Below are 17287 nucleotides of genomic sequence, written 5' to 3'. Positions count from 1 at the left end.
GTTACTGAGGAATGTCGCCCACCACGCCTTCGACATAGAACATCATGCCCAACAGGTCGCCGTCCGGCGCGGTCGCGCCCTCGGCCAGCCAGTCGCTGCCGTCCTGCTTCTTGATCGGGCCGGTGAACGGGTGGTAGGTGCCCGCCGCAATGGCGTCGCGCAGCGCCTCGGCTTCCGCCTTGACCTCGGCCGGAACCGCCGCCGTGATCTCGCCGATCAGCACTTCGCCGCCGGCGATGCCGGCCCAGGTGTCCTTCTGGGCATAGCTGCCGTCCAGCAGGGCGCCGACCCGCTCAACGTAATACGGCCCCCAGTTGTCGATGATCGACGACACCCGCGGCCCGTCCTTGTATTCCGCCATGTCGCTGGCCTGGCCGAAGCCGATCACCTTGCCCTCGGTCTTGGCGGCCTCGGCCAGCGGCGCGGTCGAATCGGTGTGGCTGGCGATCACGTCCACGCCCTGGTCGATCAGCGCCTTGGCGGCGTCGGCTTCCTTGGCGGGATCGAACCAGGTAAAGGCCCAGACCACGGAAAGCTGCACGTCCGGGTTCACCTTCTTGGCGTGCAGATAGTAGCTGTTGATCCCCATGATCACTTCGGGAATCGGGAACGACCCGATGTAGCCGATCTTGTTCGACTTGGTCATCCGGCCCGCGATGGTGCCCTGCACCGCGCGGCCTTCATAGAAACGCGCGTTGTAGGTGCTGACGTTGGCATGGTCGCGCTTGAAGCCGGTGGCATGCTCGAACTTCACGTCGGGGAACTTGGCGGCGACCGCGTTGGTCGCGTCCATGTAGCCGAATGAGGTGGTGAAGATGATGTTGCAGCCGCCCAGCGCCATCTGGGTCAGCACCCGCTCGGCATCGGCCCCTTCCGGCACGTTCTCCTGCCACTGCAGCTCGACCTTGTCGCCAAAGGCCTTCTGCACATCCAGCGCACCTTGATGGTGCTGGAAGGTCCAGCCGCCATCGCCGATCGGGCCGACGTAAACGAAGCAGGCCTTCACCTTCTCCATGCCCTGCGCAAAGGCCGAACCGCCCATTGCCAGCCCCAGGCCCAGCGCGGCCGTCGCCAGCAGCGTTCTGCGTTTCATGTGTCGTCTCCCCGTTGTGGCAGGGCCTTTCCCGGCCTCTGCGAAGTGATGCCCCGGCCGCGTCAGCGCGAGGCGTGAAAGTTCTGCCCCAGAGCGGCCGGCGCCCCCACGGCGGCGCGGCCCCGCCCCGAGGACATGAGGACCAGCACAAGGATCGTTATCAGATAGGGCGCCATGGACAAGTACTCGACCGGAATGCCGCTGCCGGCCACCTGCAGGTTCAACTGCAGGACGCTGATGCCGCCGAACAAATAGGCGCCCAGCAGCACCCGCCAGGGCCGCCAGCTGGCAAAGACCACGATCGCCAGCGCGATCCAGCCCGCGCCGGCGGTGATGCCGTCCACCCATTGCGGCACCCGCGCCAGGCTGATGTAGGCCCCGCCCATGCCTGCCATGGCGCCGCCAAAGGCGATGCACAGCAGCCTTATGCGGTTGACCTTGTAGCCCAGCGCATGCGCCGCCTCATGGCTTTCGCCCACCGCACGGATGATCAGGCCCGCACGGGTGGCCTTCAGCACCCACCAGGTTACCGCCGTCGCCAGGATCGAGAAATACACCACCCAGTCATGCCCGAAGAGGATCGGCCCCACCACCGGCAGATCGCCCAGCGCCTCCGGCAACAGCGGCCCGGTCGCCGGCGGCTTGATGCCGTTGTAGCCCTGCCCCCCCAGGCTGCTGACCCCCAGGCCAAACAACGTCAGCGCCAGCCCCGTCGCCACCTGGTTGGCCAGGAACACCTGCGTCAGCGCCGCGAAGATCAGGCTCAAGAGCGCCCCCGAAACCGCCCCGCCGACAAACCCCAGCACCGGGCTGCCGGTGTGGACGGCGGTGACGAACCCGCCCAGCGCGCCGATCACCATCAGCCCCTCGACGCCCAGGTTCAGCACCCCCGCGCGCTCGACCACCGTCTCACCCAGCGCCGCCAGCAGGATGGGGACGGCACTGGCCATCAGCGTGGCCACCAGGATCACCGGATCAATGCCGCCCCAATCCATCACCGACCACCGTCCATCACTTTGCCCCCAAGGCCCCCGCCGACCGGCGGAAGCGGTAATTGGTCAGTACATCCACCGCCAGCAGGAAGAACAGCAGCATCCCCTGGAACACCTGGATCGCCGCATCCGGCAGGCCAAGGTTGGTGGCTGCCATCTCGCCGCCGACATAGGTCAGCGCCATCAGGAACCCGGCCAGCACGATGCCCAAGGGGTTCAGCCGGCCCAGGAAGGCGACGATGATCGCCGTGAACCCGTAGCCGGTATTGAAGTCGATGCTGATCTGCCCCGCCGGCCCGGTCACCTCGAACAGCCCCGCCAGCCCCGCCAGCGCACCGGACAGCCCCATGCACAGGACCACCAGCCGCCCCGGGCTGACGCCATGGAACCGCGCCGCCCGCGGCGCCTGGCCCGCCAGCCGGATCTGGTACCCCGCGATGTGCCGCGTCAGCAGCACCCAGGCCAGCCCCGCCGTCACCAGCGCCGCCACCCCGCCCCAGTGCAGCCCGCTGCCCGCGATCAACTCGGGGTTGGCCGCCGCCGGATAGCTGGAAAAGTTGCGGCTGCCCGGAAACCCCATGCCTTCCGGGTTCTTCAGGAACCCGGTCGCCGCCTTGGCCAGGATGGTCTCGGCCACATAGACCAGCATCAGGCTGACGAGGATTTCATTGGTATTGAACCGCGTCTTCAGCAGCGCCGGGATCATCGCCCAGGCCCAGCCGCCAAAGGCCCCTGCAATGACCATCACCGGATAGATCATTCGGTTCTCGGTCGGGAACACCGCCAGTCCCACCGCCGCGCCACAGATGGCGCCCATGATGTACTGCCCTTCCGCCCCGATGTTCCAGATCCCCGCCCGGAACCCCAGCGCCAGCCCGATCGCGATCAGGATCAGCGGCCCCGCCTTCACCAGCAACTGCCCGCGCAGGTAGAAGGCGAACTCGCCGAACAGCGGGTCCCAGAAAATGGTGCGGATCACCTCGACCGGGTTCTTCCCCATCAACGCGAACAGCACGCCGCCCACGACCATGGTCAACAGCACCGCCACCACCGGCGTTGCATAAAGCCAGAACCGCGACGGAGAGGCCCGCTTCTCAAGCCTGATCACAAGCCCGCCCCTTCATCTTGGCACAAATACCCCGGGGGGCTCGGGGGGCTGGCCCCCCGTCGCGGCCAGACCGGGGCGACTCAGCCCGCATGATGCGCCACCTCCATGCCATGCGCGCCGCCCATCATCAGGCCGATCTCTTCCATCGTCAGCCCCTCCACCGGCCGCGGCTTGGTCAGGCGCCCTTCGTTCAGCACCGCGAAACTGTCGGCGATCTCCAAGAGTTCATCCAGGTCCTGGCTGATCACCAGCACCGCCGCGCCCTCCGCCGCCCGGTCCAGGATGCTTTGCCGGATCGCCGCCGCCGCCGCCGCATCCACCCCCCAGGTCGGCTGGTTGATGACGATCACCGCCGCCCCCTGCATCAGCTCGCGCCCCATCAGGAACTTCTGCAGGTTGCCCCCCGACAGCGCCCGCGCCGCCACTTCCGGCCCCGGCGTGCGCACGTCATAGGCCGCGATGATCTCTTGCGCAAAGGCCCGTGTCGCCCCCCAGTCGATGAACCCCGCCGCGACCAGCCCCTTGCGCACCGCCCCGCTCAGCAGCGCATTCTCGACCAGAGACATGTCCGGCGCCGCCGCGTGTCCGTAGCGATCCTCCGGCGCCGCCACCAGCCCGGCCCGCCGCCGCTCGGCCGGCCCCAGGTGCCCCGCCGCATGGCCCTCGATCCGCACCCGGTCCGCCTCGGCCCGCACCTCGCCCGACAGCGCCAGCAGCAATTCGTCCTGCCCGTTGCCCGCCACCCCGGCAATCCCCAGCACCTCGCCCCGATGCACCACCAGCGACACATCCTTCAGCGAGGTCCCGAACGGGATCGGAGACTCCACCGACAATCCGCTCACCCCCAGAGCCACCGGCCCCAGGGCCGCCTTCCGCCGTTCGGGCGTCTTCAGCGCCGCCCCCACCATCAGCTCCGCCATCTCCCGCGCCGTGCGGTCCCGCGGCACGCAGGTGGCCACCACCCGCCCCCGCCGCAGGATCGTGGCCGCGTCGCACAGGGACCGGATCTCCTCCAGCTTGTGAGAGATATAAAGGATCGAAGTCCCCTCCCGCGCCAGCTGCCGCAGGGTCTTGAACAGGATCTCCACCTCCAGCGGCGTCAGCACCGATGTCGGCTCGTCCATGATCAGAAGCTTCGGCTCCTGCAGCAGGCAGCGGATGATCTCGACCCGCTGCCGCTCGCCGGCGGACAAATCGCCCACCATCCGCCCCGGCTCCAGCGGCAGGCCGTATTCCTCGGATACCGCCCGGATACGCGCCGCCAGTTCCTTCATCGGCGGCGGGTTCTCCATCCCCAGCGCCACGTTCTCGGCCACGTTCAGCGCCTCGAACAGGCTGAAGTGCTGGAACACCATCGCCACGCCCAGCCGCCGCGCCTCGGCGGGCTTCGCCGGCGCATAGGCTTCGCCGCGCAGCTCCATCCGCCCGGCATCCGGCCGCACCAGCCCGTAGATCATCTTGACCAGCGTCGACTTCCCCGCGCCGTTCTCTCCCAGCAGCGCATGCACCTCGCCCGCGCCGACCGAAAACGACACGTCGGAATTCGCCACCACGCCCGGATAGGCCTTGGTGATCCCCTCCACCTGCAGCAGCACGGGCCTCTCAGCCGGTTCCGTTCCTGTCATCCGCTTGCCCCGAAGCCACAGCTTCCCTGATCATCCCCACCGCCACGCCAATCGCAATGGCTTGCGGGTGTTTGCCCAAGCCCGGATCGCCGATCGGGCAGCGAATGCGCGCAATCTGCGCAGCCGAGTGCCCCAGCGCCGCCAGCCGCGCCCGGAACCGCGCCGCCTTGGTGGCCGAGCCGATCAGCCCCAGGCCGCGGAAGCCATGGCCCAGCAGCCGATGGCACAGCTCCAGGTCCAGCGCATGGGAATAGGTCACCAGCAGATGCTCGGCCGCCACCGGCGCACGCGCCACCAAAGCCTCGGGCGCCACCGCCGGCAGCACCGTCACCGCTTCGGGCACCTCGGCCGGAAACCGCTCCGAGGCCACATCCACCCAGGTCAGCCGCAGCCCCGGCAAAGGCGCCAGCACCGAGACCAGCGCGCGGCCGACATGACCCGCGCCCCAGACCCAGACCTCGCGCTCTGGCCGCGCCACCGGCTCGACCATCCAGCCCTGCACCAGCCCAGGCGCGGGCGCCACTCCGGCCCCCCGTGCCGCCGCCAGCCGCCGCCGCACCGCCAGCGGCATCTCTCCAGTCCCGGTGGCGATCACCTCGCCCTGCAACCCGGCCGCGCGGTCAGCATCATAGACCGAGACCACCAGCGTCACCGCCCCACCGCAGCACTGGTCCAGCGAAGGCCCCAGCGCCACCCGCTCGACCCGCGTCTCCAGGCTCTCCAGCATCGCCCGCGCCCGCTGCTCCGCCTGCCACTCCAGCGCGCCGCCACCGATGGTCCCCGACTGCCCGCCTTCCCAGACCAGCATCGCCGCTCCCACCTCGCGCGGCGAACTGCCGTCATGGCCGGCAACCACCACCCGGGCCACCCGGCCGTGCCTCGCCACCGCCGCCCGCAAACCTTCAAGGTCAAACATCGCGCTCGACCCTCCGCACCGCTTCCAGCACCGCTTCGGGCGTCGCCGGCGCCCGCAAGGCCGGATAGACGCTGCCATCGCCACAGGCCGCCACCGCATCCGACAGCGCGAAAAACGCCGAGATCCCCAGCATCAAAGGCGGCTCGCCCACCGCCTTGGACTTGCCCACCGTGTCCTCGCGGTTGTGCCGCCCCCACAGCGCCACGTTGAACACCCCCGGCCGGTCCGAGCAGGCCGGGATCTTGTAGGTGCTGGGCGCATGGGTCGTCAGCCGCCCCTTGTCGTCCCAGACCAGCTCCTCGGTCGTCAGCCAGCCCGCACCCTGCACATAGCCGCCCTCGATCTGGCCGATGTCGATCGCGGGGTTCAGCGGGTTGCCGGTGTCATGCAGGACATCCGCCCGCAGGATGCGATTCTCGCCGGTCAGCCGGTCGATCACCACCTCGGTCACCGCCGCGCCATAGGCGAAGTACAGGAACGGCCGCCCCACCCCCCGAATCCGATCCCAGGTGATCTTCGGCGTCGCGTAATAGCCGGTCGAGGACAGCGACACCCGCGCCTGATAGGCCCACATCGCCACCCGCGCGAAAGGATATTCCTCGCCCGCCACCCGCACCATGCTGCCCGCGAAGCGCACCGCCCCCGGCTTGACCTGATGCTTCTCCGCCAGGAATTCCGCCAGCCGCCCCCGGATCACCTCGGCCGCGGCCTTCGCCGCCATCCCGTTCAGGTCGCTGCCGGAACTGGCCGCCGTGGCGCTGGTGTTCGGCACCTTGCCGGTGTCCGTCGCGGTGATCTTCACCACCCCCACGTCCACCCCGAACACCCCCGCCACCACCTGAGCCACCTTCTGGTTCAGCCCCTGGCCCATCTCGGTGCCGCCATGGTTCAGGTGGATCGAGCCATCCTGATAGACATGCACCAGCGCACCCGCCTGGTTCAACCAGGTCAGCGTGAACGAGATCCCGAACTTCACCGGCGTCAGTGCGATCCCCCGCTTCAGGATCGGATTTGTGGCATTCCACGCCGCCACCGCCGCCTTCCGCGCCCGGTAATCGCTCGATTTCTCCAACTCCGCCACCAGCGCATGCCCGACGAAATCCTCCACCGGCATCAGATAGGGCGTCGTCTGTGCCGCTTTCATCTGTCCGGAAATATCCTCTGGGGGTCCGGGGGGCGAAGCGCCCCCGGGGCCGGCCACTTCGCGATAGAAGTTGGACCGGCGCACCTCCAGAGGCTCAAGCCCCAGGGCAAAGGCCACATGGTCCATCACCCGCTCGATCCCGATCATCCCCTGCGGCCCGCCAAAGCCGCGAAAGGCAGTGGCCGAGGCCGTGTTGGTTCGCAGCCGGTGGCTCTCGATCCGCACCGCCGGCAGCCAATAGCAGTTGTCGGCATGCAGCATCGCCCGGTCGGCCACCGGCAGGCTCAGGTCCTGGCTCCAGCCGCAGCGGATGAGGTGGGTGAACTCCACCCCCAGCACCCGGCCCGCCGCATCGAACCCCGCGCGATAACGGATCACCAGGTCGTGCCGCTTGCCGGTGATCATCATGTCGTCGTCGCGGTCATAGCGCATCCTGCACGGCCGCCCGGTGCGCGCCGCCGCCACCGCGCAGGCCACCGCAAGGGCGTTGCCCTGGCTCTCCTTGCCGCCGAACCCGCCGCCCATCCGCCGCACCTCGACCCGCACCGCGGCCATCGGCAGGTGCAGGGCATGGGCGACCTTGTGCTGCACCTCGGTCGGGTGCTGGGTCGAGGACAGCACATGCATTCCGTCCTCCTGCGGGATCGCCGCCGCGACCTGGCCCTCCAGGTAGAAATGCTCCTGCCCGCCGACCGGGAATTCCCCCTCCACCCGGTGGGTCGCCTTGAGGATTTCCCCGCCCGCATCGCCCCGCGCCCAGACCACCGGCCCCTGCTCGAACCGGCTGTCGGCGGCCAGAGCCTGCCCGACCGTCAGGATCGCCGGCAGCTCGGCATACCCGACCTTGCCCAGCCGCGCCGCTTTGCGCGCCGCCAGGTGGCTCTCGGCCACCACCAGGAAAACGGGCTGGCCCGCGTAGTGGACCTTGCCCAAGGCCAGCAGGGGCTCGTCCCGGACCGAGGGGCTGCAGTCCGGCATCTCGGCGAAGTCCTCGGCCGACAGCACCAGCACCACGCCGGGGGCCGCGCGCACCTCCGACAGGTCCATCGCGGTGATCGTGCCATGGGCCACCGCCGAGAGGCCGAAGGCCAGGTGCAAGGCGCCGGCGGGCAGGGGGATGTCATCGACATAGCGCGCCGCGCCGGTGACGTGCAGGGGCGCACTGTCATGCGGCAGGGGAAGACCGGTGCTCATGGCCGCACCTCCAGCACCGAGACGGGCTGGCCGGCAAGATCGTGGAAATAGCGCCGCAGCAGTCCCTGCGCCGCCCGCATCCGGTAGCCGGCGCTGGCGCGCATGTCGTTCAGCGGGGCAAAGTCCCCGGTCAGCGCCCCGGCGGCGTCGCGCAGGGTCGCTTCGCTCCACTCGCGGCCCAAGAGGGCCGCTTCGGCGCTGGCCGCGCGTTTCGGGATGCCGGCCATGCCGCCGAAGGCAAGGCGGGCGGCCGTGACCTGGCCAGCCTCGACCGTGACGTTGAAGCCGGCGCAGACGGCGCTGATGTCCTGATCGAAGCGTTTGCTGACCTTGTAGCAGCGCAGGGCAGGGGCGCTGGCCGGGATCGTCACCGCTTCGACGAATTCGCCGGGGCGGCGGTCCTGGCGGCGGTAGTCAAGGAAGAAGTCCTCCAGCGGCATCTCGCGGCGGTCGGGGCCGCGGCGCAGGTGCAGCCTCGCGCCCAGCGCGATCAGCGCCGGCGGCGTGTCGCCAATCGGGCTGCCGTTGGCGATGTTGCCGCCAAGGGTGGCGGCATTGCGGACCTGGGCGCTGGCGAAGCGGCGGAGAAGCTCGGCAAAGGCCGGGTGGGGGGTCTGCATCGCGGCCCGCAACGCGGCGATGGTGACGCCCGCGCCGATGCGGAGGCTGTCGCCCTGCGGCACGAACCGCGCGAGATCGGTGATGCCGCCCAGAAAGGCGACGGGGGCAAGATCGCGCAGGCCCTTGGTGACCCAGAGGCCGACATCGGTGGCCCCGGCGACCAGCACCGCCTCGGGGTGGGCGGCGTACCAGTCCGCCAGTTGATCCGCTGTCGCGGGGTGGAAGGCGCCGGGGGCGCTGCCCCCGGACCCCCGGGGTACTTGGGCCAAGATGAAGCTGGCATCTTCGCGCATCCAGGCCGGCACCGGGGCGCTTTCGGCGGCCCGGGCGGCGCGCACGACGGGGGCATAGCCGGTGCAGCGGCAGAGGTTGCCGGCCAGCGCGTCGTCATGCGCGGTGTCGCCGTTGAGGTGGGCCACCGCCATCGAGACCACAAAGCCGGGGGTGCAAAAGCCGCATTGGCTGCCGTGGTGGGTGACCATGGCGCTTTGCACCGGGTGTGGCTCTGCGGCCGGGCCGGACAGGCCTTCGACCGTGCGCACCGCCTTGCCCTGCAGTTGCGGCAGGAACATCAGGCAGGCATTCATGGCGCGGCTGCCGTCGGCATCGGTCAGCATCACCGTGCAGGCGCCGCAGTCGCCTTCGCGGCACGCCTCCTTGGTGCCGCACAGCCCGCGCCGTTCGCGCAGCCAGTCGAGCAGCGTTCGCGTCGGGGGCTCATCCGTCACCCGGACCGGCGTTCCGTTCAGCAGGAACGCGATCCCAGACTCATGTCCGGCCATCAGGTCCGTCCGCCGCCTTCTCTGCGTTCGGGGCCTTTCGCACGACCGCCCGATGCGGCGTAAAGCGGGTCGCGCGCCCCTTCTTTGTTGTCATCCCATCAAGAAGCCCAGACCGATTCAAGGCAAGAACAAACTCGTCTCGAAAAGATGAAGCTGCTTGCAGGATCTGCCGAAAATTCCGGCGCCCCCTGAACCCCGTGCCGCGCGTGAAGAGCCAAGATGGCTTCCCCCATCGCGCCGGGCCGGGTAATCCTGTGCCCATGCCCGGCGCATCTTCACAATCGGACGCACCGCAGAGAGGCCCGGCCTGGCTTTCCAGACTGCCCGCTTGGGCTCTCTTGATAGGCCTGCTTTTCTTCTTGCTCTGGCTGCCCGCCGCAATCCTCGCCTCGATCATCCCGGGGCACTATCTTCCGTCGGAAGACTGGCTCCGCTTTTCCAGGCCAGCCGCATATACCCTGGTAAGCGTGTCGTTCGTTGTGATCTTTCTGGTCGGCGCCCGTGTCTCCAAGCACACCGATGCAAGTGCCTACGTCGACGGCATCTTCGTCGCGGGCCTTCTTGTAGGTCTGTTCTACGCCCCGATGGCCGATCTTGTTCACAAGAACATCCCTGCACTGCTTGCGGCAGCCTCTGGGTCAGAGGTCAAACATTCCTACAAAGTCATCACTGCCGACCGCCCCAGCGACAAATGGTGCCGCTCTCCGATCGAGCTGGAAGGCATGCCGTTCATGACCAGGCTCTGCGGCACGGGAGAGGATTTCCGCGCCCACCTTTCGCCCGGTCAGACCGTGGTGTTCGGCGGCAAGGGCACCTGGATGGGTCTTTACGTCGAGTACATGCTTCCACCCTGACCCCGCCAAGGTCCCTTCCCCACCCTCGCGCCCGACGCTAGACTCCCCCATGCCCGGCGCAAATCCCCGATTCATCCATCTTCGCACCCATACCGAGCACAGCCTTCTGGAAGGTGCGGTGCCGGTGAAGAAGCTGGTCAAGCTGGCGGCGGCGGCGCAGATGCCCGCCATCGCCGTCACCGACAGCAACAACATGTTCTGCGCGCTGGAGTTTTCGGTGCTGGCGCAAGAGGCCGGGGTGCAGCCCATTGTCGGCTGCCAGCTGTCGCTGGCGCATGATCCGGCCGGTCCGGGCGAACGCCCCCGCGCGCCGGCGCCGATCGTGCTGCTGGTGCAGTCCGAGGCGGGCTGGCTGAACCTGATGAAGCTGAACTCCTGCCTTTACCTGCGTGGCGACGGGCAGTTGCCGCATGTGACGCTGGACGATCTGGCCGCCCATGCCAAGGGGCTGATCTGTCTGTCGGGCGGCCCCGACGGGCCGGTGGGGCGGTTCCTGCGGGCCGGGCAGGGGCCCAAGGCGCGCGGGCTGTTGCAGCGGCTGGCGGCGATCTATCCGGGGCGGTTCTATGTCGAGTTGCAGCGCCACCCCGGCGAGGGCGGCCGTCTGCCCGAGGCCGAGCTGGCCAGCGAGCGCGGCCATGTCGAATTCGCCTATGAGATGGGCTTGCCGCTGGTGGCCACCAACGACGTCTACTTCCCCGAAGCCAAGATGTATGAGGCGCATGATGCGCTGATCTGCATCGCCGAGGGCGCCTATGTCGACCAGATGGAGCCTCGGCGGCGGCTGACCCCGCAGCACTACTTCAAGTCGGAATCCGAGATGGTCGCGTTGTTTGCCGACCTGCCCGAGGCGGTGGCGAACACCGTCGAGATCGCCCGCCGCTGCGCCTATGCGGCCGAGAAGCGCAAGCCGATCCTGCCGCGGTTCGCCGATGACGAGGTCGAGGAGTTGCGCCGCCAGGCCTGGGCAGGCCTGCGCGCCCGGCTGGCGGTGATTCCGCTTGCGGCCCCGGTCGAGGAGTACGAGGCCCGGCTGACGTTCGAAATCGGCATCATCGAGAAGATGGGCTTTCCCGGTTACTTCCTGATCGTGTCGGATTTCATCAAATGGGCCAAGGCGCAGGGCATCCCCGTCGGCCCCGGCCGCGGTTCGGGCGCCGGCTCGCTGGTGGCCTACGCGCTGACCATCACCGACCTCGACCCCCTGCGCTATGCGCTGCTGTTCGAACGCTTCCTGAACCCCGAGCGGGTCTCGATGCCCGACTTCGACATCGACTTCTGCATGGACCGACGCGAGGAAGTCATCCGCTACGTGCAAGAGAGGTATGGCCGCGAGAGGGTGGCCCAGATCATCACCTTCGGCGCGCTGCTGTCCAAGGCCGCCGTGCGAGACGTCGGCCGCGTGCTGCAACTGCCCTATGGCCAGGTCGACCGGCTGTCAAAGATGATCCCGTCAGAAGGCGTCAAGCCGGTCAGCATCACCAAGGCCCTGGCGGATGAGCCGCGCCTGCGCGAGGCCGCGAAGGAAGAGGTCGTCGGCCGCCTGCTGGGGTTTGCCGAGCAGATCGAGGGCCTCTACCGCAACGCCAGCACCCATGCCGCCGGCGTGGTGATCGGCGACCGCCCGCTGGACGAGTTGGTGCCGCTTTACCAGGACCCCCGCTCCGACATGCCCGCCACCCAGTTCAACATGAAATGGGTCGAGGCGGCGGGCCTGGTCAAGTTCGACTTCCTCGGCCTCAAGACCCTGACCGTCATCCAGAACGCCATCGCCCTGATCCTGGCGTCGGGCCGGCCGCTGCACGTCGCCCAGGACGGCCGTACGCTCTACACGCCGAAACCCGGCGCCGAGAACGACATCGGCCACATCCCGCTGGACGACCCCGCCAGCTACGACCTGTACGCCGCCGCCCGCACCGTTGCCGTCTTCCAGGTGGAATCCTCGGGCATGATGGACGCGCTGCGCCGCATGCGCCCCACCTGCATCGAGGACATCGTGGCCCTGGTCGCCCTCTACCGCCCCGGCCCGATGGAGAACATCCCGACCTATTGCGAGGTCAAGAACGGCCAGCGGCAGATCGAATCGATCCACCCCACCATCGATCACATCCTGGCCGAGACCCAGGGCATCATCGTCTACCAGGAACAGGTGATGCAGATCGCCCAGGTCATGGCCGGCTATTCGCTGGGCGGCGCCGACCTTCTCCGCCGCGCCATGGGCAAGAAGAACCCCGCGGAAATGGCCCGCGAACGGCCGAAGTTCATCGACGGCTGCAAGGCCACCCATGGCGTCGACGCCGCCAAGGCCGGCGAAGTCTTCGACCTTCTCGAAAAATTCGCCAACTACGGCTTCAACAAGTCGCACGCCGCCGCCTATGCCGTGGTCAGCTACCAGACCGCCTGGCTGAAAGCCAACCACCCGGTCGAATTCATGGCCGGGGTGATGAACTGCGACCTCCACCTCACCGACAAGCTGGCCACCTACAAGCGCGAGCTTGACAAGCTGGGCATCGAGACCGTGCCCCCTTGCGTCAACCGCAGCCTCGCCACCTTCACCACGGCGCCGGGGCAGGTCATCTATGCCCTCGGCGCGCTGAAGAACGTCGGGGTCGAGGCGATGCACCTGATCACTCAGGGGCGGGGCGAGAAACCCTTCGCCACGCTGTTCGACTTCGCCCGCCGCTGCGATCTGAAACGCATCGGCAAGCGCCCGCTGGAAATGCTGGCCCGCGCCGGCGCCTTCGACCAGCTTGATCCCAACCGCGCCCGCGTCTTCGACAGCCTCGACGCGCTGGTCGCCTACTCGGCCGCCGTCCACGACGCCAGGGCCTCGACCCAGGTCTCGCTGTTCGGAGAGTCCGGCACCGACATCCCCGAACCCCGCCTGCCCTGGCGCGACGACTGGCTGCCGGTCGAACGGCTGTCCAACGAACACCAGGCCATCGGCTTCTACCTCTCCGGCCACCCGCTGGACGACTACATGTCCGCCCTGCGCCGCAAGGATGTGAAGACCCTGACCGAGGTCACCGCCATGGCCCACAGCCGCGGCCCCTGCGTCGCCCGCATCGCCGGCTCCGTCGCCGCCCGCCAGGAACGCAAATCCGCCAAGGGCAACCGCTTCGCCTTCGTCTCGCTGTCCGACCCGACCGGCCTCTACGAAGTCACCGTCTTCTCCGACGTCCTCGAAGCTGCCCGTGACCACCTTGAGCCGGGAAAGAAGGTCGTCCTCACCGTCCGCGCCGACCCCGACGGAGACGGCGTCAAGCTCCTCGCCAACGTCGTCGACCCCATCGACACCGTGGCCGAACAGGCCGGCGCCCGCGACATCCGCATCCACCTGAACCGCCCCGAGGCCGTCACCTCCCTCGCTGCGCTCCTCGCCAAGGTCGAAGGCCGCACCCGCGCCCAGATCACCCTCTGCGTGCCTGACGACCAGGGCCGCGAAATCGATCTGACGCTGCCCCAGACCTACCCCGTCACCCCGCAGATTCGCGGCGCCATCAAGGCGATGCAGGGCGTGGTGCTGGTGGAAGAGATCTGACGCGCCTCCCGCCAGTTCAACCGCGGAACCCAAGCGGCACTGTGGCGGAACGGGCACGTCGGTCCCACGTCCCGCGCGGAACTTCGAACGATGCCTTTACGCACCTGAGTTCAAAGAGTTAATCAGGCGACGGAACGATCTGGTCTTGGTTTCAGGTTCGATATGGGCAAGTGGCCCGACCGGGGCTTCGGCCTGCGATCGCAGCGCACGCCCTCGCCATTCGGAGAAACGAAATGCGTCTCACACTCACCGCAGCGACCATGCTGTTGGCCTTCACTCAGTTGGCGACGGCGCAAGACGGGCTGTACTACGGCGTCGGTGTCGGAGTTCTCAACAGCACCTCCGAAGCGCCGATCGTGCCCGATTTCGAGGCCGAGGCGACCGACCTCTCGCTCGCCCTGACCGCCGGGTACCGTTTGTCGCAAACCGGTACCATGTTCTACGGAGTCGAAGGAAACCTCGACTTGCACACCGGCAAGCTGATGAGCGACGGTGCCGACGCCTGCACCTCGACCTCTCCGACCTGGTGCGAGGTCAACGCGACTGCGCGGCTGCGCGCGACCTTCGGCACCACCTTGAGCGGCGGCAGCACAGTGATGGCTTCGCTCGGTTTCGCCGCGGTCAGCGGCAGGCTTGAAGCGAACCCGGGCGACTACCGCGATTCGGTCGGGCGCGGCACCTCTGTCGGCGTCTCCTGGGAGCGGCTTTATGGCGCGCACACGGTGCGTATGGATCTCAACTACGACCGCATCAACACCGACGACGACCCGACCTATGATCGCTCGCTCGATATGGTCGGGCTGCGGGTCTCCTACATGTTCTGACGGAAGGCTGACTGTTCGCGCGGTCTCGCCCCTGGCAGGTCGCGCGACAGTCGCCATTGCGGCCAACAGGCTTGACGCCGTGACTGGCCTGATCGAGTTTCCTTCACCCGTGCCCGAAAGTCAGATCGAATTCCGGTCACGACGTCCGACTTCGGAAATCGTCTCGTCACTCCTGCAGGGCGCCTGCCCTGCCTCGCTGCCCCGCCGTCATCCGCCGTCCGTCGCGCAGGTTCAGGCCCAGAAGCGCCAGGTTCACCGCGCCCGCCGCCAATTCCAGGGCCTGCACCGCATAGAACGCCGCGTCGAGCGCTCCTGCCTGTGCCTTCGAGGCCAGGAACAGCGCTGATGGCACCAGCACCAGCACCCCGTTCGCCGCGATGAATGGCATCCGCTTGCGCTTGACCCCGACCGGACCCGCCGTCCGGCCCTTGGCCAGCCGGAACCCGGTGCCGCCCGCCGTGGCCAGCAGCGGAATCAGGATCAGGAATCCCCAGGGGATCAGCGTCTTCACCGTCACCACCGCCGCCGGCCCCAGCGCCGCCTCGGACACCGCAGTTGACAGCCAGAACAGGGCGATCGCGGCAAAAGCCAGCACCCCGGCGGTTTTGTGAATGGTCTGGATCATGGCTGCGACTCCGTTTGCATAGCTTGCTATATGTAATTGCATAGTCTGCTATGGAATGCAAGTCTGCGACATGGACTTCGACCGCGACACCTCGGCCGGCTATCTGGCCAACCTTCTGGCCCGGCAGTTCGCCCGCCATCTTGAAGCCGCGCTCAGGCCGCACGGGCTGGCGCTGGGGGCCTTCCCGGCCCTGCTGCATCTGTGGGAGCGGGACGGTCTGACGCAGAAGGATCTGGTTGACCGGCTGGGGATCGAGCAGCCGACGATGGCCGCCACCCTGTCGCGGATGGAGCGGGACGGTCTGGTGACCCGCGCCCGCGACGAAACCGACGCCCGGGTGCAGCGCATCCGTCTCACGCTGCGGGGGCGGGCGCTGCAAGCGGTGGCCACGGCCGAGGCTCAGGCTCTGAACGCCCGCGCCCTGGCGCCGCTGTCGCCGCAGGATCGGGACCGGCTCCTCGCCACGCTCAAGACCGTCATCCAGGCGCTGTCCTAGGCCGGGCTTGCCCCCGCAAGCCTGATCAACCCCCCGGTTCCGACCTCGCAACACCTTGGCATCCCTTGCGGCCCTCCCCAGTGCACCTGTCGCCGCGCCCCGGCCTTGCGGCCAAGGCGGGCCGGCCCCAGCCGGGCGGCCATGGCCCTTGCCGTGCTTCGCTTCTTCTTCGACCTCGACGCCGGCGGATGCCTCTGGGCCGCAGACGCCGCCACCCGGGCGCGGTTCGGCCCCGGTCCGCTGGACGCCGCCGAGCATAGCCTTGATGGCCAAATCCTGCGCTGCCGTCTGTCTGTCTGCCCTTGCGGCGCAGGCCCGGCGCGACCGGCGGCTGGCCGAGCGTCCCGATCACCTGAACCCGGTCTATCCGCCCGACCCCAGCCTCTGGACCCAAGCCCGCTGCGACCGCATCAACGCCGATGCCGCGCGACGGTTCGACATGCTGCGGGCCGATCTGGCCGCCGATTTCCTGCTGCCCGACGACCATGACCCGCTTGCCGAAGACCCCGGACTTGGCGCCCGGCTCGCCGCCCACCCGGGCCTCGGGCAGGTTGCCCAGACCGGGCCGCGCCTCCGCCCAAAGTCGTGTAACCTACTCTGCCGGAATGCAACCAATTGACCTGGAACGGCTGGCGAATATCGGGATTTGCCGATGACAGCCAGGATTTCGCGGTTGAGCTGGTTGCGGCTTTGCCCCTGCGATGCCACCAGCGGTGCCCGGCTGACCCCGGTGCGGCGCTCGGGCGGGAAGGCGGCGGCGACTTCGGGCGCTGTCTCTTCGAAGGTGAGGCGGTCGATCCGGGCCAGGACGAAGGCGCGGAGATCGGGGTCGGTTTCCAGCTTGGACAGCGTTCCGCGGCGGTGCTGGGCGCGCCAGATGGCGGCGTTCAAGGGGGCTTCAAACGGGGGTTTTGACGCCCTCTTGAAGGGCCGTTGAAAGGCCGGTCAGGGCGGCTCGGGCGGCGTCCAGTCCGGCCCGGGCATCCCGTGCCAATGTTCGCGGGTCGCGACGGTCAGCCATGGCTGAAGAGCTCCAGGCGAAGCTTGCCCACATCCACCTCAAGGTCGGGCCGGCAGTCCGGTGTGCGCGGCCGGACAACGCCCGCCGCCGCCGTCACGTCCAGCACAGCCAAGGGTCGGAAGAACGAAGCCAGGCGCTTTGCTGCGTCCAGCGGATCGGCCAGCAGGTCTTCGAAGGCAAGTCGCTCGACCGGGCCTTGTTCCCCCGCCAAGGCGACGGCGAGCGTGGTGTGATCCGTGATATGCGCCGCGATCTTCTGTGCCATCCTGCCAGGATCATTCCAGCGTGCGCCGCAGGCGACGGCAAGCTTGACCTGAGACCGGGCCTGTTCTTCGGGGTTGCGGTCCAGCCACAGAACGCGACCTTGCGCCTTGTCCGGGCACCATGTCGTCAGCGGGCAGACCCATTTGACGACGCGGCCGGTCTGCGCCAGCCGCCAGGCCGGATCGGT

At 68.5% G+C, this 17287-nt stretch carries 15 protein-coding genes; 6 read left to right on the top strand and 9 right to left on the bottom strand.

Going from position 1 to position 17287, the window contains the following annotated elements; all coding sequences use genetic code 11:
- Position 1 precedes the first annotated feature (1 nt).
- From LHP98_RS17215 to xdhA, 7 genes are all read right to left on the bottom strand, one after another.
- Positions 2-1093 carry a BMP family ABC transporter substrate-binding protein gene (locus LHP98_RS17215; RefSeq protein WP_227253799.1) on the bottom strand — a complete coding sequence of 364 codons (1092 nt, stop codon included), beginning with the start codon at positions 1091-1093 and terminating at the stop codon, positions 2-4.
- A 62-nt stretch (positions 1094-1155) separates the two neighbouring features.
- The gene (locus tag LHP98_RS17210; protein WP_227253798.1) at positions 1156-2088 is read right to left on the bottom strand and encodes an ABC transporter permease; all 933 of its coding nucleotides are present in this window, start codon (positions 2086-2088) and stop codon (positions 1156-1158) included.
- Between the two features lie 16 nt (positions 2089-2104).
- A complete protein-coding gene (locus LHP98_RS17205) occupies positions 2105-3193 on the bottom strand; it encodes an ABC transporter permease (RefSeq protein WP_227253797.1) in 1089 nt (362 codons plus the stop codon).
- Positions 3194-3273: 80 nt separating this feature from the next.
- A complete protein-coding gene (locus LHP98_RS17200; protein ID WP_227253796.1) occupies positions 3274-4818 on the bottom strand; it encodes an ABC transporter ATP-binding protein in 1545 nt (514 codons plus the stop codon).
- Positions 4796-5734, bottom strand: coding sequence for a xanthine dehydrogenase accessory protein XdhC (gene xdhC / locus LHP98_RS17195; protein ID WP_227253795.1), 939 nt, complete (start codon positions 5732-5734; stop codon positions 4796-4798). The genes LHP98_RS17200 and xdhC overlap by 23 nt, the downstream gene beginning before the upstream one ends.
- Positions 5727-8072, bottom strand: coding sequence for a xanthine dehydrogenase molybdopterin binding subunit (xdhB, locus tag LHP98_RS17190; protein ID WP_227253794.1), 2346 nt, complete (start codon positions 8070-8072; stop codon positions 5727-5729). Before xdhB ends, xdhC begins: the two co-directional genes overlap by 8 nt.
- Positions 8069-9475, bottom strand: coding sequence for a xanthine dehydrogenase small subunit (gene xdhA, locus LHP98_RS17185; RefSeq protein ID WP_227253793.1), 1407 nt, complete (start codon positions 9473-9475; stop codon positions 8069-8071). The genes xdhB and xdhA overlap by 4 nt, the downstream gene beginning before the upstream one ends.
- A 359-nt stretch (positions 9476-9834) precedes the next feature.
- Between xdhA and LHP98_RS17180 the strand changes: the two genes are divergently transcribed.
- The 3 genes from LHP98_RS17180 (at position 9835) to LHP98_RS17170 (ending at position 14694) form a co-directional block, all read left to right on the top strand.
- On the top strand, positions 9835-10329 hold the full coding sequence (locus LHP98_RS17180) for a hypothetical protein (RefSeq protein WP_227253792.1): 495 nt from the start codon (positions 9835-9837) through the stop codon (positions 10327-10329).
- Positions 10330-10378: 49 nt separating this feature from the next.
- On the top strand, positions 10379-13870 hold the full coding sequence (gene dnaE / locus LHP98_RS17175; RefSeq protein ID WP_227253791.1) for a DNA polymerase III subunit alpha: 3492 nt from the start codon (positions 10379-10381) through the stop codon (positions 13868-13870).
- Between the two features lie 233 nt (positions 13871-14103).
- Positions 14104-14694: an outer membrane beta-barrel protein gene (locus tag LHP98_RS17170; protein ID WP_227253790.1), complete on the top strand. Its 591-nt coding sequence runs from the start codon at positions 14104-14106 to the stop codon at positions 14692-14694.
- A 166-nt stretch (positions 14695-14860) separates the two neighbouring features.
- On the opposite strand, the gene LHP98_RS17165 is transcribed toward LHP98_RS17170, so the two are convergent.
- Positions 14861-15319 (bottom strand): hypothetical protein, encoded by a 459-nt coding sequence (locus LHP98_RS17165; protein ID WP_227253789.1) that lies wholly within the window; start codon positions 15317-15319, stop codon positions 14861-14863.
- A 70-nt stretch (positions 15320-15389) separates the two neighbouring features.
- Between LHP98_RS17165 and LHP98_RS17160 the strand changes: the two genes are divergently transcribed.
- The 3 genes from LHP98_RS17160 (at position 15390) to LHP98_RS17150 (ending at position 16730) form a co-directional block, all read left to right on the top strand.
- Entirely contained in the window at positions 15390-15815 is a 426-nt protein-coding gene (locus LHP98_RS17160; protein WP_227253788.1) for a MarR family winged helix-turn-helix transcriptional regulator, read from the top strand.
- Positions 15816-16080: 265 nt separating this feature from the next.
- Positions 16081-16434, top strand: coding sequence for a hypothetical protein (locus tag LHP98_RS17155; RefSeq protein WP_227253787.1), 354 nt, complete (start codon positions 16081-16083; stop codon positions 16432-16434).
- Positions 16431-16730: a hypothetical protein gene (locus LHP98_RS17150; protein ID WP_227253786.1), complete on the top strand. Its 300-nt coding sequence runs from the start codon at positions 16431-16433 to the stop codon at positions 16728-16730. The genes LHP98_RS17155 and LHP98_RS17150 overlap by 4 nt, the downstream gene beginning before the upstream one ends.
- A gap of 98 nt (positions 16731-16828) precedes the next feature.
- Here LHP98_RS17150 and LHP98_RS17145 read toward each other — a convergent pair.
- Positions 16829-17287, bottom strand: a 459-nt coding sequence (locus tag LHP98_RS17145) for a hypothetical protein (protein ID WP_227253785.1), incomplete at its 5' end; no start/stop codon positions are given.

The sequence above is a fragment of the Rhodobacter sp. Har01 genome, from assembly GCF_020564565.1.
GTDB lineage: Bacteria > Pseudomonadota > Alphaproteobacteria > Rhodobacterales > Rhodobacteraceae > Pseudogemmobacter.
This window is presented reverse-complemented; position numbering and strand designations above follow the sequence as displayed.

Coding starts and splice junctions, on each gene's coding strand:
- LHP98_RS17215 (WP_227253799.1), bottom strand. CDS start 1,093: ATGAAACGCAGAACGCTGCTGGCGACGGCCGCGCTGGGCCTGGGGCTG.
- LHP98_RS17210 (WP_227253798.1), bottom strand. CDS start 2,088: ATGGATTGGGGCGGCATTGATCCGGTGATCCTGGTGGCCACGCTGATG.
- LHP98_RS17200 (WP_227253796.1), bottom strand. CDS start 4,818: ATGACAGGAACGGAACCGGCTGAGAGGCCCGTGCTGCTGCAGGTGGAG.
- xdhC (WP_227253795.1), bottom strand. CDS start 5,734: ATGTTTGACCTTGAAGGTTTGCGGGCGGCGGTGGCGAGGCACGGCCGG.
- xdhB (WP_227253794.1), bottom strand. CDS start 8,072: ATGAGCACCGGTCTTCCCCTGCCGCATGACAGTGCGCCCCTGCACGTC.
- xdhA (WP_227253793.1), bottom strand. CDS start 9,475: ATGGCCGGACATGAGTCTGGGATCGCGTTCCTGCTGAACGGAACGCCG.
- dnaE (WP_227253791.1), top strand. CDS start 10,379: ATGCCCGGCGCAAATCCCCGATTCATCCATCTTCGCACCCATACCGAG.
- LHP98_RS17170 (WP_227253790.1), top strand. CDS start 14,104: ATGCGTCTCACACTCACCGCAGCGACCATGCTGTTGGCCTTCACTCAG.
- LHP98_RS17165 (WP_227253789.1), bottom strand. CDS start 15,319: ATGATCCAGACCATTCACAAAACCGCCGGGGTGCTGGCTTTTGCCGCG.
- LHP98_RS17160 (WP_227253788.1), top strand. CDS start 15,390: ATGGACTTCGACCGCGACACCTCGGCCGGCTATCTGGCCAACCTTCTG.
- LHP98_RS17155 (WP_227253787.1), top strand. CDS start 16,081: ATGGCCAAATCCTGCGCTGCCGTCTGTCTGTCTGCCCTTGCGGCGCAG.